The 24,080-nt window shown below is 72.7% G+C and carries 25 protein-coding genes and 1 pseudogene; 15 read left to right on the top strand and 11 right to left on the bottom strand.

The window, feature by feature from the left end; all coding sequences use genetic code 11:
* Positions 1-40 precede the first annotated feature (40 nt).
* Positions 41-568, bottom strand: a complete 528-nt coding sequence (locus AC3EUJ_RS08155) for a DUF1003 domain-containing protein (RefSeq protein ID WP_431960442.1) — start codon at positions 566-568, stop codon at positions 41-43.
* Entirely contained in the window at positions 532-1,791 is a 1,260-nt protein-coding gene (locus AC3EUJ_RS08160; RefSeq protein WP_431960339.1) for a magnesium transporter MgtE N-terminal domain-containing protein, read from the bottom strand. The genes AC3EUJ_RS08155 and AC3EUJ_RS08160 overlap by 37 nt, the downstream gene beginning before the upstream one ends.
* A gap of 212 nt (positions 1,792-2,003) precedes the next feature.
* Here AC3EUJ_RS08160 and AC3EUJ_RS08165 point away from each other — a divergent pair, with 212 nt between their 5' ends.
* Positions 2,004-2,666, top strand: a complete 663-nt coding sequence (locus tag AC3EUJ_RS08165) for a hypothetical protein (RefSeq protein WP_431960443.1) — start codon at positions 2,004-2,006, stop codon at positions 2,664-2,666.
* Positions 2,667-2,676: 10 nt separating this feature from the next.
* Here AC3EUJ_RS08165 and AC3EUJ_RS08170 read toward each other — a convergent pair whose 3' ends face one another.
* Positions 2,677-3,204, bottom strand: a complete 528-nt coding sequence (locus AC3EUJ_RS08170; protein WP_431960340.1) for a hypothetical protein — start codon at positions 3,202-3,204, stop codon at positions 2,677-2,679.
* Between the two features lie 136 nt (positions 3,205-3,340).
* Here AC3EUJ_RS08170 and AC3EUJ_RS08175 point away from each other — a divergent pair, with 136 nt between their 5' ends.
* Entirely contained in the window at positions 3,341-4,288 is a 948-nt protein-coding gene (locus tag AC3EUJ_RS08175) for a DMT family transporter (protein ID WP_431960341.1), read from the top strand.
* A 9-nt stretch (positions 4,289-4,297) separates the two neighbouring features.
* Here AC3EUJ_RS08175 and AC3EUJ_RS08180 read toward each other — a convergent pair whose 3' ends face one another.
* Positions 4,298-5,410: a magnesium and cobalt transport protein CorA gene (locus AC3EUJ_RS08180; protein WP_431960342.1), complete on the bottom strand. Its 1,113-nt coding sequence runs from the start codon at positions 5,408-5,410 to the stop codon at positions 4,298-4,300.
* A gap of 437 nt (positions 5,411-5,847) precedes the next feature.
* On the opposite strand from AC3EUJ_RS08180, the gene AC3EUJ_RS08185 reads away from it, so the two are divergent.
* The 4 genes from AC3EUJ_RS08185 to AC3EUJ_RS08200 all read left to right on the top strand — a co-directional run bounded on the left by AC3EUJ_RS08185 (position 5,848) and on the right by AC3EUJ_RS08200 (position 8,847).
* Positions 5,848-6,438, top strand: coding sequence for a suppressor of fused domain protein (locus AC3EUJ_RS08185; protein ID WP_431960343.1), 591 nt, complete (start codon positions 5,848-5,850; stop codon positions 6,436-6,438).
* A gap of 163 nt (positions 6,439-6,601) precedes the next feature.
* Entirely contained in the window at positions 6,602-7,240 is a 639-nt protein-coding gene (locus AC3EUJ_RS08190) for a DUF6758 family protein (RefSeq protein ID WP_431960344.1), read from the top strand.
* Between the two features lie 82 nt (positions 7,241-7,322).
* Complete coding sequence (locus AC3EUJ_RS08195) at positions 7,323-8,189, top strand: PHP domain-containing protein (protein WP_431960345.1); 867 nt, start codon at positions 7,323-7,325, stop codon at positions 8,187-8,189.
* A 43-nt stretch (positions 8,190-8,232) separates the two neighbouring features.
* Entirely contained in the window at positions 8,233-8,847 is a 615-nt protein-coding gene (locus tag AC3EUJ_RS08200; RefSeq protein WP_431960346.1) for a MarC family protein, read from the top strand.
* A 107-nt stretch (positions 8,848-8,954) separates the two neighbouring features.
* On the opposite strand, the gene AC3EUJ_RS08205 is transcribed toward AC3EUJ_RS08200, so the two are convergent.
* Entirely contained in the window at positions 8,955-9,095 is a 141-nt protein-coding gene (locus AC3EUJ_RS08205; protein WP_086020735.1) for a hypothetical protein, read from the bottom strand.
* A gap of 231 nt (positions 9,096-9,326) precedes the next feature.
* On the opposite strand from AC3EUJ_RS08205, the gene AC3EUJ_RS08210 reads away from it, so the two are divergent.
* Entirely contained in the window at positions 9,327-10,235 is a 909-nt protein-coding gene (locus AC3EUJ_RS08210; RefSeq protein ID WP_431960347.1) for an NYN domain-containing protein, read from the top strand.
* Between the two features lie 6 nt (positions 10,236-10,241).
* Here the strand turns inward: AC3EUJ_RS08210 and AC3EUJ_RS08215 are convergent, their stop codons facing one another.
* Positions 10,242-11,141, bottom strand: coding sequence for an alpha/beta fold hydrolase (locus tag AC3EUJ_RS08215; RefSeq protein WP_431960348.1), 900 nt, complete (start codon positions 11,139-11,141; stop codon positions 10,242-10,244).
* Between the two features lie 128 nt (positions 11,142-11,269).
* Positions 11,270-13,102, bottom strand: coding sequence for a DEAD/DEAH box helicase (locus AC3EUJ_RS08220; RefSeq protein ID WP_431960349.1), 1,833 nt, complete (start codon positions 13,100-13,102; stop codon positions 11,270-11,272).
* Positions 13,103-13,422: 320 nt separating this feature from the next.
* On the opposite strand from AC3EUJ_RS08220, the gene AC3EUJ_RS08225 reads away from it, so the two are divergent.
* Positions 13,423-14,157 (top strand): ferritin-like fold-containing protein, encoded by a 735-nt coding sequence (locus AC3EUJ_RS08225; protein ID WP_431960351.1) that lies wholly within the window; start codon positions 13,423-13,425, stop codon positions 14,155-14,157.
* 19 nt (positions 14,158-14,176) lie between these two features.
* Here the strand turns inward: AC3EUJ_RS08225 and AC3EUJ_RS08230 are convergent, their stop codons facing one another.
* From AC3EUJ_RS08230 to AC3EUJ_RS08245, 4 genes are all read right to left on the bottom strand, one after another.
* The gene (locus AC3EUJ_RS08230; RefSeq protein WP_431960352.1) at positions 14,177-14,452 is read right to left on the bottom strand and encodes a hypothetical protein; all 276 of its coding nucleotides are present in this window, start codon (positions 14,450-14,452) and stop codon (positions 14,177-14,179) included.
* 150 nt (positions 14,453-14,602) lie between these two features.
* Positions 14,603-14,833: a DUF3107 domain-containing protein gene (locus AC3EUJ_RS08235; protein WP_431960353.1), complete on the bottom strand. Its 231-nt coding sequence runs from the start codon at positions 14,831-14,833 to the stop codon at positions 14,603-14,605.
* A gap of 133 nt (positions 14,834-14,966) precedes the next feature.
* A complete protein-coding gene (locus AC3EUJ_RS08240; protein ID WP_431960355.1) occupies positions 14,967-15,602 on the bottom strand; it encodes a TetR/AcrR family transcriptional regulator in 636 nt (211 codons plus the stop codon).
* A gap of 100 nt (positions 15,603-15,702) precedes the next feature.
* Positions 15,703-15,921, bottom strand: coding sequence for a hypothetical protein (locus tag AC3EUJ_RS08245; protein WP_431960356.1), 219 nt, complete (start codon positions 15,919-15,921; stop codon positions 15,703-15,705).
* A gap of 187 nt (positions 15,922-16,108) precedes the next feature.
* Between AC3EUJ_RS08245 and AC3EUJ_RS08250 the strand changes: the two genes are divergently transcribed.
* From AC3EUJ_RS08250 to AC3EUJ_RS08280, 7 genes and pseudogenes are all read left to right on the top strand, one after another.
* Complete coding sequence (locus AC3EUJ_RS08250) at positions 16,109-17,077, top strand: alpha/beta fold hydrolase (protein WP_431960357.1); 969 nt, start codon at positions 16,109-16,111, stop codon at positions 17,075-17,077.
* A gap of 4 nt (positions 17,078-17,081) precedes the next feature.
* A complete protein-coding gene (locus AC3EUJ_RS08255; RefSeq protein ID WP_431960358.1) occupies positions 17,082-18,476 on the top strand; it encodes a DUF3152 domain-containing protein in 1,395 nt (464 codons plus the stop codon).
* A gap of 40 nt (positions 18,477-18,516) precedes the next feature.
* Positions 18,517-18,633: an Ms4533A family Cys-rich leader peptide gene (locus tag AC3EUJ_RS08260; RefSeq protein ID WP_431960359.1), complete on the top strand. Its 117-nt coding sequence runs from the start codon at positions 18,517-18,519 to the stop codon at positions 18,631-18,633.
* A gap of 158 nt (positions 18,634-18,791) precedes the next feature.
* On the top strand, positions 18,792-20,504 hold the full coding sequence (locus AC3EUJ_RS08265) for an ABC transporter substrate-binding protein (RefSeq protein WP_431960360.1): 1,713 nt from the start codon (positions 18,792-18,794) through the stop codon (positions 20,502-20,504).
* Between the two features lie 22 nt (positions 20,505-20,526).
* Positions 20,527-21,453: pseudogene (locus AC3EUJ_RS08270) on the top strand (ABC transporter permease); the annotation flags it as partial.
* Positions 21,450-22,448 (top strand): ABC transporter permease, encoded by a 999-nt coding sequence (locus tag AC3EUJ_RS08275; protein WP_431960361.1) that lies wholly within the window; start codon positions 21,450-21,452, stop codon positions 22,446-22,448. The pseudogene AC3EUJ_RS08270 and the gene AC3EUJ_RS08275, both read left to right, overlap by 4 nt.
* Positions 22,445-24,055, top strand: coding sequence for a dipeptide ABC transporter ATP-binding protein (locus AC3EUJ_RS08280; RefSeq protein WP_431960362.1), 1,611 nt, complete (start codon positions 22,445-22,447; stop codon positions 24,053-24,055). Before AC3EUJ_RS08275 ends, AC3EUJ_RS08280 begins: the two co-directional genes overlap by 4 nt.
* Positions 24,056-24,080 lie beyond the last annotated feature (25 nt).

Consider the following 24,080-nt stretch of genomic DNA (forward strand, 5'->3'; position numbering starts at 1 on the left):
TGCCCGCAGGACCCCGGTGGGCGGGCTCACACGGGGGCGATCACTCCAGCTCGGCCCGCTGCCGCTGGTCGATGTCCTTCAGCAGCTCCTGCAGTTCGGAGCGGATCCAGTCGCGTGTGGCGACCTCCCCCAGCCCCAGTCGCAGCGCGGCCACCTCACGGGTCAGGTATTCCGTGTCGGCGATGCTGCGGTCGTTCGCCTTGCGGTCCTGCTCCAGGTTGACCCGGTCGCGGTCGTCCTGCCGGTTCTGGGCCAGCAGGATCAGCGGGGCGGCATAGGAGGCCTGCAGCGACAGCATCAGGGTGAGGAAGATGAAGGGGTACGAGTCCCAGCGCAGATCGCGCGGCGCCAGCGCGTTCCACGACACCCACGCCACGATCACGACCGTCATCCAGACGATGAAGCGCCCGGTCCCCAGGAAACGGGCGATCTTCTCCGACAGCCGTCCGAAGGCCTCCGGGTCGTAGGAGGGCAGGAGGCTGATTCGCGGCACCCGCGGCTGGTCGAGGCGGATGCGTGGGCGTTCGTCGCTCACGGCGCCGCCTCGTGCAGCTCCGTCTCGCGCCAGTCCTCCGGCAGCAGGTGGTCCAGGACGTCGTCGACGGTGACGGCGCCCAGCAGCGATCCGCTGTCGTCGACGACCGGCACGGACACCATGTTGTACGTCGCGAGGAAGCTGGTGACCGCCGGCAGCGGCGTGTCCGGCGCCAGCGGCTGCAGGTCGCTGTCCAGGAGGGCGCTGACCAGGGTGAACGGGGGGTCGCGCAGCAGCCGCTGGAAGTGCACCGTGCCCAGGTACTTGCCGGTCGGGGTCTCGTCCGGCGGCCGGCAGACGTACACCTGGGCGGCGAGCGCGGGGGACAGGTCCGGGTTGCGGACCCGGGCCAGCGCGTCGGCGACGGTGGCGTCGGGGCGCAGCACGATCGGCTCGGTGGTCATCAGACCGCCGGCGGTGCGCTCCTCGTACGACATCAGCCGGCGCATGTCGGCCGCCTCGTGCGGCTCCATCAGGCCCAGCAGCCGTTCCTGCTCCTCCTCGGGCAGCTCGGCCAGCAGGTCGGCGGCGTCGTCCGGGTCCATCGCCTCCAGGACGTCGGCGGCCCGCTCCTGCTTGAGCTTGCCGAGGATCTCCACCTGGTCGTCGTCCGGCAGCTCCTCCAGGACGTCGGCGAGCCGGTCGTCGTCGAGGGCCGCGGCGACCTCGGCGCGGCGCTTGGGTGAGAGGTGGTGCAGGACGTTCGCCAGGTCGGCGGGGCGCAGCTGTTCGAAGGTGGCGAGCAGCGCCGCGGCCCCTTGCGCGTGCTCGTCCAGCGAGAAGCCGGTCACCGCAGACCACTCGACGGTCAGCGTCTCCCCGGTGCGGCGCAGCGGGCCGCCCTTGCCGCGGCGGACGAAGACCTTGTCGATCTCCCAGTCGCGGCGCGCGGCCAGGCGCACCATCGACACGTCCAGCACGGTCACTTCCTCGCCGGACTCCACCAGCGTCACCCGCCGGTCGAGCAGTTCGCCGAGGACGAGGGTCTCGGTCGGGCGCTGTTCGAAGCGCTGCATGTTGACGACACCCGTGGTGATCACCTGACCGGACTCCACGCCCGTCACCCGCGTGATCGGCAGGAAGATCCGGCGCCGGCTGACGACCTCCACCACCAGTCCCAGCACACGCGGCGGCCGGCCCCCGACCCGCAGCATCACGACCACGTCCCGGACCCGGCCGACCTGGTCGCCGTTGGGATCGAAGACCCGCACCCCGGAAAGGTGCGAGACGAAGACCCGGGAGGTTCCCGCTGGCATGCCGCCAGGCTAACGCCGCCCCCGCCGGCCGGGCGCGTCGTAATGCTCCACGGGGGCTTCGCACGGTGTTCACAGGGGTTCACCCGGCCAGCGGTACGCTGCGGTAGCTTCGGCTCCGCTTCGCCGCTCCCCTCGTGTGACGGGCGCGTACAACCGCAGGAGGAAGAGAACACGTGATCCCCGGCCGCAGGTCAGCCGTCCTCGTGAGCCTTCTGGGCGCGGTCCTCGTGCTCGCCGGAACGACAGGGTGCGCGGGCGACCCGGACGCGGGGACCAACGGCGTCGGCAAACTGCCGGCCGAGACCATCGAGAAGCGCGCCCGCACCGCCGCCGACGCGGCCGACACGGTGCGGCTGGCCGGCACCGTCGTCAGCAAGGGCCGTACCTACACGCTCGACATGCGGCTGCGCGGCAACGGCGGCCTGGGCGAGGTCACCTCCGATGGCAGCACCTTCGAACTGCTGCGGGTGGGGGACGACCTCTACCTCAAGGCGGGCGCCGGCTTCTACGGCGACCAGGTCGGCGCCAAGCTCAAGAACAAGTACGTCAAGGTGCCGTCCGGAGACCCCACGTACGACCAGTTCAGCGGCTTCACCGACAAGGAGGTGCTGCTGGAGGGCCTGTTCGTCCTGCACGGCGCACTCGCCGTCGGGGACCACCGCTCGGTCGGCGGCGTCCGCACCATCGCCGTCACCGCGGACGGCGGCAACGGCGGCACGATCGACGTGTCCCTGGAGGGCAAGCCGTACCCGCTGCGCTACGAACGCGCGGGCGGCGCGGGCACGCTGACCATGGACGACTGGGGCAAGGACTTCACGCTGCGCGCGCCGGACGAGGACGATGTCGTCGACTACGGCAAGGCCGTGACGCAGTAGGTCCCGGGGTTCAGGCCTTCCTGCGGCGCCGCAGCAGCAGCTTCGGCAGGGCCGCCGGGACCGGGTGGCGGGTGATCGCGGCCGTCGGCACGGGGGCCGCGGCGCCACTGCCGTCCGGCATCGCGCCGGGGCGCTCCAGGGGGTGGCCGGCGGGCTCCAGGCGCAGCACGTGGCACTCGCGGGCCCAGCGTCCGGCCATGGTCCCGGCGTCCGGCGCGTTCAGCCGCTTGCCCTTGAGCTCCTCCACCGCGGCCGTCCACGCCTCGCCCTCCGGGCGCAACTCGGTGACCCGGACCGGGAAGGCGACCAGCCGGCCGCCCTTGTCCTTGCTGCGGACGATGACCGTGGCGGTGCCGCCGTCGGTGAGTCCGGGCCCGGGCAGCGGCTGCTCGCCGGGGCCGCCGCCGACGACCACCACGGCGCCGTCGACCCAGGCGTGCCACAGGGCCTGACCGTCGACCCACAGCAGGCCGGACTTCTTCACGGCCTCCTCGATCAGGGCCTGGTCCAGCTGTGGCTGCGTCACGGTCTCCGTCATGCGACCCACCCTATGGCGTGGGCCGCGCCCGTCGCCGCCGTGGTGCCGCACACATGGTGAGACGACAGGGGCTCGGGGCCCGGACGGGCCTTACGCTAAGGGGGTCACCGCCCACCGTGCCCCGAGGAGACACCGCGTGTCCGCCGCGCCGTCCGCCAGAACCACGCCCGCCGTACCGAAGGCGGACGCCGAGTCCGGCGCAGCCGCGCACGGGAAGGCGCCGCTGGACTTCGCGCTCCTGGGCGTCGCCATCGCCGGTGTCTCCCTTTCCGCGCCGCTGATCGCCGCCACCGCCGCGCCCGCGCTGGCCATCGCCTTCTGGCGGAACGCCATGGCCGTCGGAGTGCTGAGCCCGTTCGCCTGGCTGCGGCACGGGCGGGAGCTGCGGGGGATGGGCCGCCGGGCCCTCGGGCTCTCGGTCGCCTCCGGCCTGGTGCTGGCGCTGCACTTCGGGCTGTGGCTGCCGAGCCTGACCATGACCTCGGTCGCGTCCTCGACGGCACTGGGCACGACGACGCCGGTGTGGACCACCCTGATCCTGTGGATGCGCGGACACCGGCCGCCCCGGATGGTGTGGCTGGGTTCCGCGCTGGCGGTCGCCGGCGTGGTGCTGCTGACCGGCGTCGACCTGTCGCTCTCGCCGCGCGCCCTGGCCGGGGACGCGCTGGCGCTGGGCGGCGGCATCGCGGCGGCGGGGTACGTCCTGCTCGGCGCGGAGGTTCGACGGACCGTCAGCACGACCGCCTACACCTATGTCTGCTACACCACCACGGCCGTCGCCCTGCTGGCCGTCTGTCTGGTCTCGGGCTCGGCGCTCGGCGGCTACGACGCGAGCACCTGGGCGAAACTCGCCGCCCTGACCGTGGCCGCGCAGCTGCTCGGCCACAGCCTGCTCAACCGCGTGGTGCGCGGGCTCGGGGCGTCGACCACGTCCACCGCGATCCTGCTGGAGACGCCGGGTGCCGCCCTGGTGGCGGCGGTCTGGCTGGGCCAGACCCCGCCCGTGGCGGCCTACCCGGCGCTCCTGGTGATCCTCGCCGGGCTCGCCCTGGTGATCCTGGCCGACCGCCGGAGGGCCGGTTAGGGCCGGGCCCTACAGCCAGCCGTTGCGGCGCAGGATGCGGTGGATGGCGAAGCAGATCCCGCCGATGGCGACCAGCACCATCGGGTAGCCGAACCTCCAGCGCAGTTCGGGCATGTAGTCGAAGTTCATCCCGTACACACCGCAGATCATGGTCGGGACGGCGATGATCGCCGCCCATGAGGTGATCTTGCGCATGTCCTCGTTCTGCGCCACTGCCGCCTGGGCGAGGTTGGCCTGCAGGATGGAGTTGAGCAGGTCGTCGAAGCCGACCACCATCTCGTGGACGCGGGCGACGTGGTCGGCGACGTCCCGGAAGTACTTCTGGATCTCCGGGTCCACCACGCGCATCGGCCGCTCGCTGAGCATCTGCATCGGGCGCAGCAACGGGGAGACCGCCCGCTTGAACTCCAGCACCTCGCGCTTGAGCTGGTAGATGCGCCCGGCGTCGGTGGCGCGCGGGGACTTGCCCTGGGCGGAGAAGACGTCGATCTCCACCTCGTCGATGTCGTCCTGCACGGCCTCGCTGACCGCCAGGTAGTCGTCCACGACCTGGTCGGCGATGGCGTGCAGCACCGCGGAGGGGCCCTTGGCCAGCAGCTCGGGGTCGTCCTCGAGGCGGTGGCGCAGGGCGCGCAGCGAGCCGTGGCCGCCGTGCCGGACGGTGATGACGAAGTGCCGGCCGGTGAAGACCATCACCTCGCCGCTCTCCACCACCTCACTGGTGGCGGTGAGTTCGGCGTGCTCGACGTAGCGGATGGTCTTGAACACCATGAAGAGCGTGTCGTCGTAGCGCTCCAGCTTCGGCCGCTGGTGGGCGTGGACGGCGTCCTCCACGGCCAGCGGGTGCAGTCCGAACACCTCGGCGATCTCCGCGAACTCCCGCTCCGACGGCTCGTGCAGGCCGATCCAGACGAACCCGTCGCCGCCGCGCACCTTCTCCAGGGCCTCGCGCGGCGAGATGTGGTCGCTGCCGCGGCGGCCGTCCCGGTAGACGGCGCAGTCCACGACCGAGCTGGGCGTGGCGGACGACATACGGGAGCGGTCCGGTCCGTAGTCGTACGACGTGCTGCTCTTGCGCAGGGCGGGGCGGACGACTGCGCGCAGGTCGCGGATCATCGACATGGCAAGCTCCTTCACGGACTGGCCGGGCTGAAATGCGGATCAGGGCAGGGGTGATCACCGTTGATCACTGCGCAGTTCAGGGAGCTCTTCCGGAAGCGGCGGGGCGGACCCGGGCAGGCCTCGAAAGCGGGCACAGTTCGACGTCACACGCTCGTGCTCGCGGAGATTTCCGGGATTCCCCGAGGGTTCCGTGGTTCCTTGGTTTCAGCCCCGGGTGACCGGGTACGGAACGCGGGGGATCAGGAGGGTTGCCGGGCGGAAGAGCTGCCGGTACTGCACGGTCGACTAGGATCCATCGCAGCCCCACCTCCTCCGGCCGATCCCCGCTGGGGGAAAGCGGCACGCCTCTACCGGCGTAGCCGACGGCCCACCCTATCAGGCGGCTCCAGCGCGAAGCCGCGCCTTTGCACGTTCCATACGCGCTCTATGCTCACTTCATGGTCGACGTACTGGGGCTCGTCGAGGCGCGGCTGCGCATGGCCTTCGGTGAGCCGGACGCCCGTGCCGCGGTCACCTTCCTGGGCACCGAACGGATCGAGGTGCTGCGTTTCCGGGACGGCGAGCTGCTGCGCTATGTGACCCTCGGCATGTCGCGCGCGCCGATGAACGACCCCGTCACCGTGGTCGCGGACCCGGTGCGCGGCCCGCGCGCGGAGCTCGTGCTCAGCCTGCGCGCCGGGCGCGGCGCCGACACGGACAAGGTCCTGCGGCCGCTCGCGGTGCTGGCCGCCGCCCCTCAGGTCGAAGGCGTCGTCGTCGCGCCGGGGAACTCGCTGGACGTGGGTGAACCGCTGTGGCCGGGGGCGGCGTTCTCGGCCGTTATGGTCGCCGAGCCCGGCGGTCTCGTGGCGGACCTGGAACTCGACGCCCCGATGGACCCGGTCCGCTTCTTCCCGCTTCTGCCGATGACGGCGAACGAGGCGGCGTGGAAGCGGGTGCGGGGCGCGGGGGCGCTCCAGGAGCGCTGGCTGCAGGCGGGGACCGATCTGCGCGACCCGAGGCGCGCGGCGGTGGCGCTGACGGACTGAGCCGCGGCGGTCCGTGACGCCCCCTCAGCGGTTCGGGCAAACCCGCCGACGCGGGAGCGATGTGACCCGCGGGGGAGGTGTGCCGCGCGACGGCGCCACGCGCCGAACCCGGACGGGTGATCGTCCTTGACGCGCGCACGCCGCCAGAGGACCGTGGGGCGGTATGAGAGGCGAACCCAGTTGCCCGAAGTGCGGTGGCCGGGTCCGAGCGCCCGGGCTCTTCGCCGACTCCTGGCAGTGCGACGAGCACGGCGCCGTGTATCCGCTGCAGCCTGTCGTGCCGCCGAGCGTGGAAGCCCTCGGCGTGGTCGTGAGCCGGTCGCGCGTCCCGGTGTGGATGCCCTGGCCGCTGCCCGTCGGCTGGCTGTTCACCGGCGTCGCGTCCGCCGGGGACGACCGCAGCGGCGGACGGGCCACGGCGGTGGCGTGCTCGGGACCGGGGCCGCTCGGCGGGCAGGGCGAGATGGTGCTGGTGGCGGAGGAGCTCGGGGTCGGGCTCGGGGCGAGGTTCGCCGGGATCCCGGGACCGGACCCCGGACCGGCGATGTGCGTCGGCAAGCCGCCGGCCGCCAAGGTGATCGCGGCCGGGAGGCCGACCGGCCTGTGGCACGTGAACGGGACGCCACCGGACCGCGCGGTCTTCGCCGGCGAGTCCTTCGGGCTCTGGCTGTGGGCGATCGTGTGGCCGGAGGAGTCGGGCCTGCTCATGTACGACGAGCTGATACTGACCGATCTGCGCGAGGCCGGCGCCGAAGTCGATCTCGTACCGTGCGGGGCGCTCTCCCCTCGCCTGCTCTCCTGAGATTCACAGGTTGGCCGGGCAGTTATCCTGGTAATCACAACCCCTGAATCTGCCCGAGCACCGAGCGCCTGGAGTGACCCGAGTGCGAATCGATCTGCACACCCACTCCACGGCCTCCGACGGCACGGACACCCCCGCAGAGCTGGTCCGGGCCGCGGCCGCCGCCGGGCTGGACGTCGTGGCCCTCACCGACCACGACACGGTCGGCGGCTACGCCGAGGCCGAGAAGGCGCTGGCGGAACTGCACGCCACCGGCGCCGCGGCGCCGGTCCTGGTCACCGGCGCCGAACTGTCCTGCCGCATCGACGGGGTGAGCCTGCACATGCTCGCCTACCTCTTCGACCCGCAGGAACCGGAGCTTTACCGGGAGCGCGAACTCGTGCGCGACGACCGGGTGCCCCGCGCGCAGGCCATGGTCGCCCGGCTCCGCGAGCACGGCGTTCCGGTGACCTGGGAGCGCGTCGCCGAGATCGCCGGCGACGGTGCCGTGGGCCGGCCGCACATCGCCCAGGCGCTGATCGAGGCGGGCCTGGTGGACAGCATCGCGGAGGCGTTCACGCCTCAGTGGATAGGGCCCGGCGGCCGCGCCTACGTCGAGAAGCACGAACTCGACCCCTTCGAGGCGATCCGGCTCGTGAAGAGCGCGGGCGGGGTGACGGTCTTCGCCCATCCCGCCGCCGTCAAGCGCGGCACCTGCGTGCCCGAGAGCGTCATCCACGACCTGGCCGCGGCCGGGCTCGACGGCATCGAGGTGGACCACATGGACCACGACGAGCCGACCCGTGCCCACCTGCGCACCCTCGCCGCGAGGCTGGGACTGCTCACCACCGGGTCCAGCGACTACCACGGCACCCGCAAGACCGTCCGGCTCGGGGAGTACACCACCGACCCCGAGGTCTACCGGGAGATCGTCCGCCGGGCCACCGGCGCGGCGCCCATCACCCCGTGACCCCCTGACCCGCGACCCCTGTAACCGCACCACCGCTAGGCCCATGGATCTCTTCTCCCTCACCCTGTTCGGTTCGGTCTTCGTCACGCTCTTCGTGATCATGGACCCGCCCGGAATCACCCCGATCTTCCTCGCCCTCACCTCCGGCCGCGCGGCCAAGGTCCAGCGCCGCATGGCCTGGCAGGCCGCCGGTGTCGCGCTGGGCGTCGTCACCGTCTTCGGCATCTGCGGCCAGCAGATCCTCGACTACCTGCACGTCTCGGTGCCGGCCCTGATGATCGCCGGCGGTCTGCTCCTGCTGCTCATCGCCCTCGACCTGCTCACCGGCAAGGCGGACGAGCCCACCCAGACCAAGGACGTCAACGTCGCGCTGGTACCGCTCGGCATGCCGCTGCTCGCCGGGCCGGGCGCGATCGTGACGGTGATCCTCGCGGTGCAGCGCGCGCACGGTTTCGGGCAGCAGCTGTCGGTGTGGGGCGCCATCGTCGCGATGCACGTAGTGCTCTGGCTGACGATGCGTTACTCACTGGTGATCATCCGTCTGATCAAGGACGGCGGTGTGGTGCTGGTCACCCGGCTCTCCGGCATGCTGCTCTCGGCGATCGCCGTGCAGCAGATCGCGGGCGGGGTCTTCGGCTTCATCCGCGGCGAGGGCTGACGGACCGTCGGCGCGATCCGGACGCGACAAGGGCCCCGTACCGTGGTGTACGGGGCCCTTCGCGTTCATGGCGTCCGGCCGTGCGGCCACGCCGGGGTGACGGAGCCTTACTGGGCGGGGCGGATGTAGATGCGCTGGCCGATCGCGGCGGCCTGCTGGACGATCTGGTCGACGGAGGCGGCGTCCACGACCGTGCAGTCGACGGCGCGGCCGTCCTGGTCGTTGAGGCGCATGATCTCGAAGCGCATGGTGTTCACGGCTTCTCCCTTCGTCCGGGCACTCCTCCATTGGAGTACGGGGCTGCTTCGCAGCCGTTACTTGCCGGGGTCATTCATGTATCGACAACAGTTGCCGCGACGAAAACCTTCCCTGTCCTAAAGAAATCTTTTCCCACGCATCTACTGGCCGGTAGCCACCGGTACCGGCGGTCCTGGTTCCGGTTGTGTGTGCGGACGAAACCGCCGGACAATGTGATCTCTATGAACGACGACGCCCTTTCCGCCATCGCCGCCGGCATCGAGCGCACGAACGAGCTCCTGCAGCGGGTGCTCGCCGAGGTCGCCACGACCCCGGCGACCCACGCCGTGTTCGTGGACGCCGGGTACGTGTACGCCGCGGCCGGTCGCCTCGTCGCGGGCACCGAGGACCGGAGGGCCTTCGAACTCGACGCCGAGGGCATCATCGAGGCCTTCATCGACCGGGCCCGCACCCTCTTCGCCGACAGCCGCCTGCTGCGCGTCTACTGGTACGACGGCGCCCGCCGCCGCATCCACACCGCCGAGCAGGAACGCATCGCCGAGCTGCCCGACGTCAAGGTCCGGCTCGGCAACCTCAACGCCAGCCGGCAGCAGAAGGGCGTCGACTCCCTGATCCGCAGCGACCTGGAGTCACTGGCCCGGCACCGCGCCATCAGCGACGCCGTCCTCATCGGCGGCGACGAGGACCTGGTGTCCGCGGTCGAGGCCGCTCAGGGGTACGGCGCCCGCGTCCACCTGTGGGGCATCGAGGCCGCCGACGGCCGCAACCAGGCCGACCCCCTGCTGTGGGAGGTCGACAGCCTGCGCACCCTCGACCTCGACTTCTGCAAGCCGTACATCACCCGGCGCACGGCCCCCGTCTACGGCGACGCGCCGATCCCCACCGGGCCCATCCCGACCCGCGAGGACGTGCACTTCGTCGGGGCCCGGGTGGCCTCGCAGTGGCTGGCGACGCGCGGTCGCGACTCCCTGGCCGAGCTGCTGCCCGGCCACCCGTACCTGCCGCCGGCCTACGACCAGGAACTGCTCGTCGAGGCCGAGGGCATGCTCAACATCTCGCTGCGCGGCCACGCCGACCTGCGGCGCGTACTGCGCGACGGCTTCTGGGAGCACCTGCAGGCGCGCCTGTAGGTGGGCTCAGGCCCCGGAACCGGGACCGTCCCAGAACTCCCGGAGGGCCTGGGCGGTGGGGTCCGGGCGTTCGGCGTTGGGGGAGTGCTCGGCCCCCTCGACCACGACCCGGCGGGCGGCCAGGCGCTCGGCCATCGCGTCCAGCCACGGGACGGGCCAGGCGTAGTCCACCGCCCCAGAGACCACCAGCTTCGGCAGCGGGACCGCCGCGAGCTCCGCCACCCGGTCCGGCTCGTCGAGCAGTTGCCGACCGGTGACGATCAGCTGCTCGGGCACCGTCGCCAGCCAGCGGCGGTGCAGGAACTCCTCGATCGCGTCCCCGGCGTTCGCCGTGCCCTCCAGGTCCTCGGCGTCCAGGTCGCGCATCGCGCGCCACACGCCCTCCATGTCCATTCCGGACAGCGCATCGAGCAGCAGCTTCGTACGGGCCTGCTGGGCGGGTTCGATGGCGGCGGGGCCGGAGCTCATCAGGGTGAGCGACGTCCAGGGCAGGGCGGCGCCGGCGCCGTGCGCGGCCAGGACGGCGGCGCGGACGACCAGGCCGCCCATCGAGTGCCCCAGCAGGTGCACCGGCTCGCCGGCCGGGGTTCCCAGCGCGGCGGTCTGCGCGACGACGTCGGCGGCCAGCTCTTCTTGTGCGTACGCCGCCTCGTCCCGCGGGCCCGGCGACTCGTGCTGGCCGCGCCCGTCCACGGCGACCGTGCGGTAGCCGGCGGCCGTGAGCGGTGCCAGCAGTGCGACGAAGTCCTCCTTGCTGCCGGTGAACCCGGGCACCAGCAGGGCGGTGCCGCGCCGCGGCGTGCCGGCCGGGGGGACGGCGTCCAGCACGGCGAAGGCGCCGCGGTCCGTCTCCAGGGGGTACGCGATGGCGTTCTCGGGCAGCGTCAGGAACGGCGGTCGGCTCATGCGCCGAGGCTAGCCGGGCCGGGTTGCCCCCACATGACGCGGGACCCGATCCCGGGCGCCACCCAGGCGGAACGCCGACGGCCGGGCACCCCTCAGGGGCGCCCGGCCGTGCGCGTACGGGTGTCGCGTCAGCCGGTGGCCTCGTCGGCCGGCTTGGCCGTCCGTGTACGGCGACGGCGGCGGACGGTCTTGGCCGCGCCCTCGCCCTCGGCGGGTGCCGCTTCCGGGGTCGCCGCCTCCGCGGCGGCCGGAGTCTCGGCGGCGGAACCGGCCCGCGTGCGGCGACGGCGCGGGGCCGGGACCTCCTCGGCCACCGGGGCGGCCGGGGCGGACGTGGCGGTCTCGGTGCTCGCGGTGCCGGCGGTGGTCGCGCCGCCCGCGCCCGCACGGGTGCGGCGACGGCGGCGCGGAGCGGCGGCGGTGGCCTCGGCAGCCGGGGCCTCGACGGCCTCGACGACCGCCTCCGCCTCGGCGGGTGCCTCGCCGAGCGCCTGCCCGCCGCGGGTGCGGCGGCGCTGGCGCGGCGTACGGGTGCGCGCCGGACGCTCCTCCGCCTCGGCCGAGGCGGCCGGGCCGGACTTGCGGCCGCCGCGGCCGCGACCGCGGCCTCCGGTCTCGCCGAGGTCCTCGATCTCCTCCGCTTCGAGCCCCGCACGGGTGCGCTCGGCACGCGGCAGGACGCCCTTGGTGCCCTCGGGGATGCCGAGCAGCTCGTAGAGGTGCGAGGAGGTGGAGTAGGTCTCCTCCGGATCGTTGAACGGCAGGTCCAGCGCCTTGTTGATCAGCTGCCAGCGCGGGATGTCGTCCCAGTCGACCAGGGTGATCGCCGTGCCGGACGCGCCCGCGCGGCCGGTGCGGCCGATGCGGTGGAGGTAGGTCTTCTCGTCCTCCGGCGTCTGGTAGTTGATCACGTGCGTGACGCCCTCGACGTCGATGCCGCGGGCGGCGACGTCGGTGCAGACCAGGACGTCGACCTTGCCGTTGCGGAAGGCGCGCAGCGCCTGCTCGCGGGCGCCCTGGCCGAGGTCGCCGTGGACGGCGCCGGAGGCGAAGCCGCGGCGTTCGAGCTGCTCGGCGACGTCCGCGGCGGTGCGCTTGGTGCGGCAGAAGATCATCGCCAGGCCGCGGCCCTCCGCCTGCAGGACGCGGGAGACGAGCTCCGGCTTGTCCAGCGAGTGGGCGCGGAAGATGTGCTGGGTGATGTTGGCGACGGTCGCGCCCTCGTCGTCCGGCGAGGTGGCCCGGATGTGCGTGGGCTGCGACATGTAGCGGCGGGCGAGGCCGATGACGGCGCCCGGCATCGTCGCGGAGAAGAGCATCGTCTGCCGCTTGGCCGGCAGCATCTCGATGATCTTCTCGACGTCGGGGAGGAAGCCCAGGTCCAGCATCTCGTCGGCCTCGTCGAGGACGAGTGCGCGGACGTGGCGCAGGCTGAGCTTCTTCTGGCCCGCCAGGTCCAGCAGCCGGCCCGGAGTGCCGACGATCACGTCGACGCCCTTCTTCAGGGCCTCGACCTGCGGCTCGTAGGCACGGCCGCCGTAGATCGCCAGGACGCGGACGTTGCGCACCTTGCCGGCGGTCAGCAGGTCGTTGGTGACCTGCGTGCACAGCTCTCGGGTGGGGACGATGACCAGGGCCTGCGGACCGTCGACGACGTCCTCGGGCGTCGCCCGCCCGGCCTCGACGTCGGCCGGGACGACGACCCGCTCCAGGAGCGGCAGGCCGAAGCCCAGGGTCTTGCCGGTGCCGGTCTTCGCCTGGCCGATGACGTCGTTGCCGGCGAGGGCGACGGGGAGCGTCATCTCCTGGATCGGGAAGGGAGTGGTGATGCCGACGGCCTCGAGTGCCTCGGCGGTCTCGGGGAGGATCCCCAGATCGCGGAAAGTCGTGGTGGTGGTCAGGATGCTGCCTCTTCTGTTGGGACGCGGCGACGAGCGGTTTCCGGGGAGGGTCGGGCGCAAGGAACTGCGCTGACCGCGCGGAGCGTCGTTCGGCCTTCGGTGGCCGAGGTGCGCGGGACCACTGCCCTCGTGCGCGCCGCGAATCTGTCCCCTCCCCATGTGAGGAGGGCGGTCGGTAGGAGCCGATCGGGCCACCGACCGGGCATCCATTCATGCGTGACCCGCCGGGTCACCTGGCGGGTCCATATCACTGTACCCCGGAATCACGCACCTGCGGCGGATGGATTTTCCGGTAGGAGCGACAGGTCACGGCGCGACTTCCGCGCCGCGGGCCGCGCGGGAGGGTTGCCGCGCTGGTGGGGTTGGCTATTGTGCGCAGCATGGAGACGCCTGACACCCCCGCCGAGACCCCCGCCGAGACGACCATCGCCGCCAAGGACTGGGCCGCCGCGTCCGCGGACCCGCAGTACCGCGCGGCGGTCGTGGACCTGCTCGGGGCACTCGCGTACGGCGAACTGGCCGCCTTCGAGCGGCTCGCGGAGGACGCGAAGCTCGCACCGTCCCTGGAGGACAAGGCGGAGCTCGCGGCGATGGCGTCCGCCGAGTTCCACCACTTCGAGCAGCTCCGCGCGCGGCTCAGCACCATCGAGACGGACCCGACCGCGGCGATGGAGCCCTTCGCCGCCGCGCTGGACGAGTTCCACCGCCTGACCGCGCCGTCGGACTGGCTGGAGGGCCTGGTCAAGGCGTACGTCGGCGACTCCATCGCGTCCGACTTCTACCGCGAGGTCGCCGCCCGCCTCGACGCCGACACCCGTGAACTGGTGCTGGCGGTGCTGGACGACACCGGCCATGCCGGCTTCGCGGTGGAGAAGGTGCGCTCGGCCATCGAGGCCGACCCCCGGGTCGGCGGACGGCTCGCGCTGTGGGCGCGCCGGCTGATGGGCGAGGCGCTGTCGCAGGCGCAGCGGGTCGTGGCGGACCGCGACGCGCTCAGCACGATGCTGGTCGGCGGGGTCGCCGACGGATTCGATCTCGCGGAGGTCGGCCGGATGTTCACCCGGATCACCGAGGCCCACACCAAGCGGATGGCGGCGCTGGGCCTGGCCGCCTGAGCGGCCCGGGCCGCACGGCTCAGGCCGTGCGCGGCGCCGGCCGGCGGGTGCTCCGCGGCGGGCGCACCAGCAGCGAGAGCAGGGCGGCCGCCACCCCCACCGACACGGCGAGGTTGATCAGGAACCGGTCGGAGCCGAGGACGGTACGGGTGATCAGGCCGCCGAGGACGGCGGCGACCGCTCCCGTGGCGAGCACGAGCGTCGCCGCGGGAAGGCGGCGACGAGGGAGCAGCCGGGTCGCGGCGTACGCGACGGACAGCCCGACGGCGGCGAACGCGAGTGCTTCCCACATCATCGTGCGGCCCTCCCGGAGACTTCGGTCGCACGGGTCCTACCCCCCGGACCCGCCCAGCGAAACGGCGGGTCACCCCATTCGGGGGTGACCCGCCGTGCGTCGTCCCGTACGGGAGCGGCGAGGCTCGCGACCTGCTTTGACGACAGGACCTTAAAGCTGGGCCCCGAAGCCCACCCGGCGCGCCGCCGGCTCGCCGATCTCCACGTAGGCCAGCCGGTCGGCCGGCACGAGCACGCGCTTGCCGTGCTCGTCGGTGAGGCTGAGCAGCTTGCCGGTGCCCGTCAGCGCCTCGGCGACGGCCTTCTCGACCTCCTCGGCCGTCTGCGCGCTCTCGATGATGATCTCGCGCGGCGCGTGCTGCACGCCGATCTTGACCTCCACGGCTTTCGTCCCTCCGAACGGTCTGCGGTGTGCGCGGTTGGAAATCGCGCCGTACGCAGGACACATTAGCCGCGCCCGGTCCCGGGGCACGGGCTGGACGGGCACGCCCAGAGCGAACAGTCGCCGGGCGGTGTCAGTGCTCGGCGCCGTGCAGCGGGAAGCCGGCGATGCCGCGCCAGGCCAGGGACGTCAGCAGCTGCACCGCGGTCTCGCGGGGCATGGAGCTGCCGCTGGAGAGCCAGTAACGGGCCACGACCTGCGAGACGCCGCCGAGTCCGACGGCGAGCAGCATGGACTGCTCGGTGGTCAGCCCCGTGTCCTCGGCGATGACCTCGCTGATCGCCTCGGCGCACTGGAGCGCGACCTTGTCGACACGCTCGCGGACGGCCGGCTCGTTGGTGAGGTCGGACTCGAAGACCAGACGGAAGGCGCCGCCCTCGTCCTCCACGTACGCGAAGTACGCGTCCATGGTCGCCGCCACGCGCTGCTTGTTGTCGGTGGTGGAGGCCAGGGCGGTGCGCACCGCGTCCAGCAGGGCCTCGCAGTGCTGGTCCAGCAGGGCCAGGTAGAGCTCGAGCTTGCCGGGGAAGTGCTGGTAGAGCACGGGCTTGCTGACGCCCGCACGCTCGGCGATGTCGTCCATCGCGGCGGCGTGATAACCCTGGGCGACGAACACTTCCTGCGCCGCGCCCAGCAGCTGGTTTCTCCGGGCCCGGCGCGGCAGGCGTGTGCCGCGAGGGCGCGCCTCAGTCTGCTCGATGGCTGTCACGCCGCCTCCCAAGTGATGTCGTTCTGCGCTGCGGGTGCCATCGTACTTTTCGGTAGCGGGGGCATGCGCTGTGCGAACGCACATTCTCACCAAGCGGAACTCAGCGATAGTCGTCCTCGTCGAGTTCCACCACCCGGTGCTGCTCGGCGACGTCCGCGGGATCGGCGTCGTCCGGGCGTTCGGTGATCGGGACGTCGCGGTGCTGCAGCAGTTCGAGGTGCTGTTCGGCGATGTCCGCCTCGGGCGCCTCGATGTCGGCCTCGGCGTCCTCCAGGTCGTCGATGGCGTCGTCGTCGAAGGTCTCGATGTCGTCGGACACGGGCACCTCCCGTCTGGTCGTGTGCTGCCGGTCCCCCGCTGCTACCCACTGTTTCCCTCTTTCCCCTTCTGCGAGCGTAGGAGACAGGGACGGGGTCTGCAGGGTGACGGAAGATGCGGAGAATCGCCACGACGCGTGTGAGGGCGAACACACGAGCGCACGCGTGATCACCTCGTAACATTGCCCCATGTCCTCGACGGAGCCGCCCGAAACCGCACTCGCCGCCGTGCCCGTACCGCCTTCGGGAGCCAGAGCGGGGGACGGGGAGACCGTGCTGACCGTGGCCCTGCCCGGGCGGACACTGACCGTACGAGCGCGGACGGAGCAGGCCGAAGGGCTGCCGCCCGCGCTCTTCGTGCACGGCCTGGGCGGGTCGTCCGCCAACTGGTCCGCGCTGATGCGGCTGCTGGCGAACCGCGTGTCCTGCGAGGCCCTCGACCTGCCCGGTTTCGGGTACTCCCCGCCACCGGACGACGGCAACTACTCGATCGGGGGGCACGCGCGCGCCGTCGTGCGCCTGCTGGAGGCTTCCGGGCGCGGGCCGGTGCACCTCTTCGGCAACTCGCTGGGCGGCGCCGTCGCCACCAAGGTCGCCGCGGCCCGGCCCGACCTGGTCCGCACCCTGACGCTGATCTCGCCCGCCCTGCCGGAGGTGCCGCCGCAGCGCGGCGCCTGGCCGACCGCGTTCCTCGGGCTGCCGGGCGCGACCATGCTGGTGACCCGTGCCACCCGCGGCTGGTCCGTGGAGCGGCGCACCCGGCAGTTGCTGGCGCTCTGCTACGGCGACCCGGCCAAGGTCAGCCAGGAGGCCTTCGCCGAGCACGCCTCGGAGTACGAGCGCCGGCTGGCGCTGCCGTACTTCTGGGACGCGCTGACCCGCTCGGCGCGCGGCATCGTCGACGCCTACACGCTCGGCGGCCAGCACAACCTGTGGCGGCAGGCCGAGCGGGTGCTCGCGCCGACCCTGCTGGTGTACGGGGGCCGGGACAAGCTGGTCGCCCCCCGGATGGCGTACCGTGCCGCCCGGACGTTCCGTGACGCGCGGCTGCTCACGCTCCCCGACAGCGGGCACGTCGCGATGATGGAGCACCCCGACACGGTGGAGCGGGCCTTCCGCGAACTGCTGGACGCCACGGACGCGCGGACGGATCACTGACTTCATGGGCAGGCACAGCGCACCGGGCGGCCGGGACGGCCGCCGCGACGACGTACCGGGCATAGGCGGCGGCGGCTGGGGCAGCGGACGCCGCCGGCGTCCCGGCCCGGCGGCGACGACCCCGCAGCGGCCGGGCGGACCGGGCCGGGTGCCCGGTGGTCCCGTGCCGGGCGGCCGGGAGGACGGCTTCGGGCCCGGGGACCCCGGGCACGGTCACCACGACGTGCCGGGCCACTCCCACCCCGAGCACCGGGAGCACTCGGCCTGGGGCCGGGCCGGCTCCTGGGCCCCGCCCCGCACGCCGCGCGGGACCCGGCCCGCCGAACTGGCGGAGACCGCCCTCGGCACCGAGTACCCGGAGGACGACGACCCCCTCGACCCCGGCGTCTTCACCGCGCCGCGAATATCCGGCTTCCCGCGCCCGCGCCGGGCGCCCGGCGCGGGAGCCCGTGACGTCCCCGGCCCGAGGCGGGAGTTCGTCGCGGCCTTCGACGCACCCTCCGCCACCACCGGATCCGGGGCACCCGTCGGGGGCGCCGAGGAGGCCGAGAAGAGCGGGGAACAACCCGAACGGCCCAAGAAGGCCGGCAGGACTCGCGCCCTCAGCGGCGCCGCCGCGGCGGCGGTCGTGACCGTGCTCGCCGTCGTCGCCGCGGGCCAGATGGCCACCGGGGGTGACAAGCGCCACTCGTCCGCCACCGCGGCACCGGGCGGCAGCCGGGGCGCCGACGACTCGGCGTCCCGTTCCCAGGGCCGGGCGACCCCCTCGGCCTCACCTTCCGCGGTCGCCGCCCCGCTCACCTACGACCAGGCGATGACCCGGCGCTATCCGCTCGACCAGGACCTGGGGCTGGCCGGGAGGTTCCAGACCGTGGGCGGCCACGAGAAGGCCCCCGGCAAGGGCAAGCTGTTGCGCGTACGGGTGGACGTCGAGAAGGGGCTGCCGCTGGACGGACGGCTCTTCGCGGACGCGGTCTACAGGACGCTGAACGACAAGCGGAGTTGGGCACACGCCGGCGCCCGCACCTTCGAACGGGTCTCAACGGGCCACGCCGACATCGTGATCACGCTCGCCAGCCCCGGCACCACGGCTACGTGGTGCGCCAAGTCCGATCTCGACACGACAGTTGACAACGTGTCATGTGACGCGGCGTCGACTCCCCGGACGATGATCAACGCATACCGCTGGGCTCAGGGGTCGGAGACCTACGGCCCCGGCCGGATGCTCGCCTACCGCGAGATGCTGATCAACCACGAGGTCGGGCACCGGCTCGGCTACGGCCATGTCCTCTGCCCGAAGCAGGGCGCCCTGGCCCCGGTGATGATGCAGCAGACGAAGTTCCTCTCCTACGGCGGCCTGACCTGCAAGCCCAACGCCTGGCCCTACCCCCGGGGCTAGCTTTTTGACATCGGGCGATTAATCGTTCAATGTTTTCGGCATGCCGCACAGCCCCGCCGCAGACGCCGACGCCAGCATCGAGCTGGCGCTCATCGGTGTGGCCGGGCACAGCGTGGCCGACATCCTGTGTCGGTGTTCCACGGTGCCGGGCGCTTAAAGGGCACGTTTCCCCCTCGCCCCGGTCCTTCCCGCCCGTGGGCACAGTGCTCGACACACGATCGATCCTTCACGGCCTCCCCATGAGGTCGTCGCCGCTGCCTGCGGGCCTTCCACAGCCCTGCCTCCGCCATCTCGCAGCCGCGAAAGGGATCCTCGATGTCTCACCCGTCCGTCACACCCCGCCGCCTCGCAGCGGCAGCCGTCGTCCTGGCGATCACCGGTGGCGCCGCCGCCTGCGGTCCGGAGGACAGCGGGGCCAAGGCGGCCGGCGGCAAGCCCGCCAAGGGCGGCACGCTGTACGTCCTCAACCAGTCCCCGCAGGAGGACTTCGACCCCGCCCGGCTCTACACCTCCGGCGGCGGCAACATCCCCGGACTGGTTTTCCGCACGCTGACCACCCGCAACCGCGAGAACGGCGCGCCCGGCGCGAAGGTCGTCCCCGACCTCGCCACCGACACCGGGACGCCCAACAAGGACGCCACCGTCTGGACGTACCGCCTCAAGGACGGCCTGAAGTACGAGGACGGCAGCCCGATCACCACCGCCGACATCAAGTACGGCATCGAGCGCTCCTTCGCCGCCGAACTGTCCGGGGGCGCCCCCTACCTGCGCGACTGGCTGGTCGGCGGCAAGGACTACCAGGGTCCGTACAAGGACAAGGCCGGCCTGGCCTCCATCGAGACCCCGGACGCGAAGACCATCGTCTTCCACCTGAACAAGCCCGAGGGCGACTTCCCGTTCCTGGCCACCCAGACCTCCTTCGCCCCGGTGCCCAAGGCCAAGGACACCGGCACCAAGTACGAGAACCACCCCTTCTCCTCGGGCCCCTACAAGGTCGTCAGCAACGAGAACGACGGCGAGCACCTCGTCCTGGAGCGCAACACCCACTGGGACCCCAGGACCGACGAGGAGCGCCGGGCCTACCCGGACCGCGTCGACGTGCGCTCCGGCCTCGACGCCGCCGTGATCAACCAGCGGCTGTCCGCCGGCTCCGGCAAGGACGCGGCGACGGTCACCACCGACACCAACCTCACCGCCGCCGAACTCGCCAGGATCACCGGCGACAAGGAGCTCGCGAGCCGCGTCGGCACCGGCCACTTCGGCTACACCGACTACATCGCCTTCAACCCGAAGGTGAAGCCCTTCGACAACCCCAAGGTGCGCCAGGCCATCTCCTACGCTGTCGACCGGACCACCGTCGTCAACGCCCTCGGCGGCTCCTCGCTCGCCGAGCCGGCCACCACCTTCCTGCCCGCGCAGGAGGCCTTCGGCCACACCCCGTACGACGCCTTCCCGGCCGGCAAGAGCGGTGACGCCGCCAAGGCCAGGGAGCTGCTGAAGGAGGCCGGCTACCCGAACGGTCTGACCGTCACGCTGACCCACGACAGCAGCGCCGGCGACGAACAGGGCCCCGAGGTCGCCACCGCCCTGCAGGACGCCCTGAAGAAGGCCGGCATCACCGTCCGGCTCCAGGGCCTGGAGTCCAGCGCCTACAGCGAGAAGATCCACGGCGTGAAGACCGAGCCGGGCTTCTTCCTCTCCGGCTGGGGCGCCGACTGGCCGTCCGGCGGCCCCTTCCTGGCGCCGATCTTCGACGGCCGGCAGATCGTCGAGGACGGCTACAACTACAACAGCGCCCAGCTCGACGACCCGGCCGTGAACAAGGAGATCGACGAGATCAACAAGCTCACCGACCTCAAGGCCGCCGCCGCACGCTGGGGCGCCCTGGACAAGAAGATCGGTGAGCAGGCGCTGACCGTGCCGCTGGCGTACCCCGTCTACAAGCGCCTGTACGGCAAGGACGTCAAGAACGTCGTCATCAGCGACTGGACCGGCGTCCTCGACGTCTCGCAGGTCGCGGTCAAGTGACCACCACCGACGTGCTCGCCGCGCCCGGCAGCTCTGGCGGCGGCTGCGCGCCCAGCGCGCCGCCCTCGCCGGCGTCGCCGTGATCGCCCTGCTCGTCCTGGTGGCCGTCGCCGCCCCGCTGCTCGCCGCGCTGGAGGGCCAGGACCCGGACGCGTACCACGCCTCGGCCGTCGACTCCGCCCTCGGCGGCGTCCCGCTCGGCTCCTTCGGAGGCGTGAGCGCCGACCACTGGCTCGGTGTCGAACCCGGTACCGGACGCGACCTGTTCGCCCGGCTGGTGTACGGCGCGCGCATCTCGCTCGGCATCGGCGTCGCCGCCACCGTCGTGCAGATCGCCGTCGGTGTCGCCGTCGGCCTCGCCGCCGGGCTCGGCAACCGCTTCCTGGACAACCTGCTCAGCCGGACCACCGACGTCATGCTGGCGCTGCCCACCCTGGTCTTCTCCATCGCCCTGCTGGCGATCGTGCCGGCCGGCTTCCCCCGTCCGGTGCTGCTGGTCCTCGTCCTCGGCCTGCTGGGCTGGGGCGGCACCTCCCGTATCGTCCGGGCCCAGACGCTGAGCCTGAAGTCCCTCGACTACGTCGCCGCCGCCCGGCTCGGCGGCGCCGGCTGGTGGCGGATCGCCCGCCGCGAACTGCTGCCGTCGCTGGCCGCGCCCGTGGTGACGTACAGCGCGCTGCTGGTGCCCTCCAACATCGCCTCGGAGGCCGGACTGTCCTTCCTCGGCATCGGCGTCAAGCCCCCCACGCCCTCCTGGGGTCAGATGCTCTCCTCCGCGACCACCTGGTACCAGGCCGATCCGACGTACGTGCTGCTGCCCGCAGGCCTGATCTTCGTCACCGTCCTCGCCTTCACCGCGCTCGGCGACGGGGTGCGCACCGCCCTCGACCCGCGGGCGGGCAGTCGCCTGCGGGCCGTGGTGCGCCGCCGGAAGGAGGCGCGGTCGTGACGCTCCTCGCCCGTTTCGCCCTCCGCCGGCTGCTCGCGGCCGCGCTGGTCCTGCTCGTGCTCAGCGTCGCGGTCTACGCGCTCTTCTACGTCCTGCCCGGCGACCCGGCACAACTGGCCTGCGGGCCCAAGTGCACCCCGGACCAGGTCGCCCAGGTCCGCACCCAGCTCGGCCTCGACGACCCCGCCTTCGCGCAGTACGCGCACTTCCTGCACGGCCTGTTCGCCGGTTCCGACATCAGCACCGGCGTCGGCACCGAGCACTGCGGCGCCCCGTGCCTGGGTTTCTCGTACCAGAGCGGCGAGCAGGTCACCGCGCTGCTCGCGCAGCGCCTGCCGGCCACCGCCTCGCTCTCCCTGGGCGCGATGGTGCTGTGGCTGGTCATCGGCGTCGGTACCGGCGTGCTCTCGGCGCTGCGCCACGGCGGGCTCACCGAGCGCCTGCTGACCGCGCTCACCCTCGCCGGCAACGCCGTGCCCGTCTTCATCATCGGCATCCTGCTGATGCTGCTGTTCGTCTCGGTGCTGGGCTGGCTGCCCTTCCCGTCCTACGTCCCGCTGACCGAGGACCCCGAGCAGTGGGCGTGGAACCTGGTGCTGCCCTGGCTCGCCCTCGCCATCCTGGAGAGCGCCAAGTACTCCCGGCTCACCCGCAGCTCGATGCTGGACACGCTCTCCGAGGACCACGTGCGCACCTTCCGTGCCTACGGCGTCAGCGAGCGGTCCATCGTCGGCCGGCACGCGCTGCGCGGCGCCCTGCCGCCGGTCATCGCGCTGACCGCGCTGGACCTGGGGACGATGTTCGGCGGTGCGGTGCTCACCGAGTCGCTCTTCGGCATCCCCGGGCTCGGCAAGAGCCTGGTGGACGCGGTGAAGACCGAGGACCTGCCGGTCGTCGTCGGGCTCGTGCTCGTCACCGGCTTCTTCGTGGTCCTCGCCAACGCCCTCGCGGACGTCCTGTACGCGGTGGCCGACCGACGGGTGGTGCTGGCATGACGTCACCGCTGATCGAGGTCGAGGACCTCACGATCGACTTCCCCACCGGCACGGGCACCGTCCGCGCCGTGGACGGGCTCTCCTTCTCCGTGGCGCGGGGCGGGGCGCTCGGCATCGTCGGCGAGTCCGGCAGCGGCAAGAGCGCCACCGCCTTCACCCTGCTGGGACTGCACCGCGGCAGCGGCGCGCGGATCGGCGGCTCGGTGCGCGTGGCCGGCGTCGACGTCCTGACCGCGGGGGAGAAGGAACTGCGCGGGCTGCGCGGCGGGCTGGCGGCGATGGTGTTCCAGGACCCGCTGTCCTCGCTCGACCCCTACTACGCGATCGGCGACCAGATCGCCGAGGTGTACCGGGTGCACCACCCGCAGGCGTCCCGGCGGGCGGCCCGCGAGCGGGCGGTCGCGGTACTCGACCGGGTCGGCATCGCCGACGCCCCGCGACGGGCCCGCCTGCGGCCGCACGAGTTCAGCGGCGGCATGCGCCAGCGGGCGCTCATCGCCATGGCGCTCGCCTGCGAACCGCGGCTGCTCGTCGCGGACGAACCGACGACGGCGCTGGACGTCACCGTCCAGGCCCAGATCCTCGACCTGCTCGGCGACCTGCGGCAGGAGACCGGGATGGGGCTGCTGCTGGTCACCCACGACCTGGGCGTGGTGGCCGGGAGCGTCGAGGAGGTGCTGGTGATGAAGGACGGCCGCGCCGTGGAGCGCGGACCGGTCGGCAGCGTGCTGGGCGCGCCCCGGCAGACGTACACGCGGGACCTGGTGGCCGCCGTCCCGCGGGTGGGGACGGCGAAGCCGCGTGCCGCCGCCGCGGGCGAGGTGCTGCTCGAAGCCGTCGACGTGCGGCGCGAGTTCGGCCGGCGCGGCGCCAAGGTCGCGGCGGTCGACGGCGTCTCGCTGACCGTGCGCGCGGGCGAGACGCTCGGCGTCGTCGGGGAGAGCGGCAGCGGCAAGACCACGCTGGGGCGGATGCTCGTGGGGCTGCTGGAGCCCACGGGCGGCGAGCTGCGGCGGCCGGGCGCGCGCCCCGGCGCGCCGGGGCTGCAGATGGTGTTCCAGGACCCGGTGTCCTCGCTCAACCCGCGACGCAGCATCGGCGAGTCCATCGCGGACCCGCTGCGCACGGCCGGGGTGCTCGACGACGCCGCGATCGTCGCCCGGGTGCGGGAACTGCTGGAACGGGTCGGGCTCGACCCCGGCTGGTACCACCGCTACCCGCACGAGTTCAGCGGCGGACAGCGCCAGCGGGTCGGCATCGCCCGGGCGCTGGCGCCCGAGCCGCGGCTGATCGTCTGCGACGAGCCGGTGTCCGCACTCGACGTCACGACGCAGGCCCAGGTCATCGCGCTGCTGGGCGACCTGCAGCGGGAACTGGGACTCGCGCTGGTCTTCATCGCCCACGACCTGGCCGTGGTGCGCCAGGTCAGCGACAACGTCGCGGTGATGCGGGCGGGCCGGGTCGTGGAGTACGGGCCCGCCGGGCAGGTCTACGAGGCGCCGGAGCACGAGTACACCAAGGGGCTGCTCGCGGCGGTCCCGGTGCTCGACCCGGAGGAAGCCGCCGCCCGCCGCGCCGCCCGCGGCGCCCTGGCGGCCACTGCCTGAGGCGGCCGGGGCGCGCCCGGCCCGG

The sequence above is a fragment of the Actinacidiphila sp. bgisy160 genome, assembly GCF_057707815.1.

What these genes read in the sequence shown, in the direction of transcription:
- AC3EUJ_RS08180 (WP_431960342.1), bottom strand. Translation starts at nt 5,410, where the DNA reads ATGTCGATGATCCGCGACCTGCGCGCAGTCGTCCGCCCCGCCCTGCGC.
- AC3EUJ_RS08230 (WP_431960352.1), bottom strand. Translation starts at nt 14,452, where the DNA reads ATGATGTGGGAAGCACTCGCGTTCGCCGCCGTCGGGCTGTCCGTCGCG.
- AC3EUJ_RS08280 (WP_431960362.1), top strand. Translation starts at nt 22,445, where the DNA reads ATGACGTCACCGCTGATCGAGGTCGAGGACCTCACGATCGACTTCCCC.
- AC3EUJ_RS08185 (WP_431960343.1), top strand. Translation starts at nt 5,848, where the DNA reads ATGGTCGACGTACTGGGGCTCGTCGAGGCGCGGCTGCGCATGGCCTTC.
- AC3EUJ_RS08170 (WP_431960340.1), bottom strand. Translation starts at nt 3,204, where the DNA reads ATGACGGAGACCGTGACGCAGCCACAGCTGGACCAGGCCCTGATCGAG.
- AC3EUJ_RS08215 (WP_431960348.1), bottom strand. Translation starts at nt 11,141, where the DNA reads ATGAGCCGACCGCCGTTCCTGACGCTGCCCGAGAACGCCATCGCGTAC.
- AC3EUJ_RS08210 (WP_431960347.1), top strand. Translation starts at nt 9,327, where the DNA reads ATGAACGACGACGCCCTTTCCGCCATCGCCGCCGGCATCGAGCGCACG.
- AC3EUJ_RS08255 (WP_431960358.1), top strand. Translation starts at nt 17,082, where the DNA reads ATGGGCAGGCACAGCGCACCGGGCGGCCGGGACGGCCGCCGCGACGAC.
- AC3EUJ_RS08205 (WP_086020735.1), bottom strand. Translation starts at nt 9,095, where the DNA reads ATGCGCTTCGAGATCATGCGCCTCAACGACCAGGACGGCCGCGCCGTC.
- AC3EUJ_RS08250 (WP_431960357.1), top strand. Translation starts at nt 16,109, where the DNA reads ATGTCCTCGACGGAGCCGCCCGAAACCGCACTCGCCGCCGTGCCCGTA.
- AC3EUJ_RS08200 (WP_431960346.1), top strand. Translation starts at nt 8,233, where the DNA reads ATGGATCTCTTCTCCCTCACCCTGTTCGGTTCGGTCTTCGTCACGCTC.
- AC3EUJ_RS08265 (WP_431960360.1), top strand. Translation starts at nt 18,792, where the DNA reads ATGTCTCACCCGTCCGTCACACCCCGCCGCCTCGCAGCGGCAGCCGTC.
- AC3EUJ_RS08260 (WP_431960359.1), top strand. Translation starts at nt 18,517, where the DNA reads ATGCCGCACAGCCCCGCCGCAGACGCCGACGCCAGCATCGAGCTGGCG.
- AC3EUJ_RS08225 (WP_431960351.1), top strand. Translation starts at nt 13,423, where the DNA reads ATGGAGACGCCTGACACCCCCGCCGAGACCCCCGCCGAGACGACCATC.
- AC3EUJ_RS08190 (WP_431960344.1), top strand. Translation starts at nt 6,602, where the DNA reads ATGAGAGGCGAACCCAGTTGCCCGAAGTGCGGTGGCCGGGTCCGAGCG.
- AC3EUJ_RS08160 (WP_431960339.1), bottom strand. Translation starts at nt 1,791, where the DNA reads ATGCCAGCGGGAACCTCCCGGGTCTTCGTCTCGCACCTTTCCGGGGTG.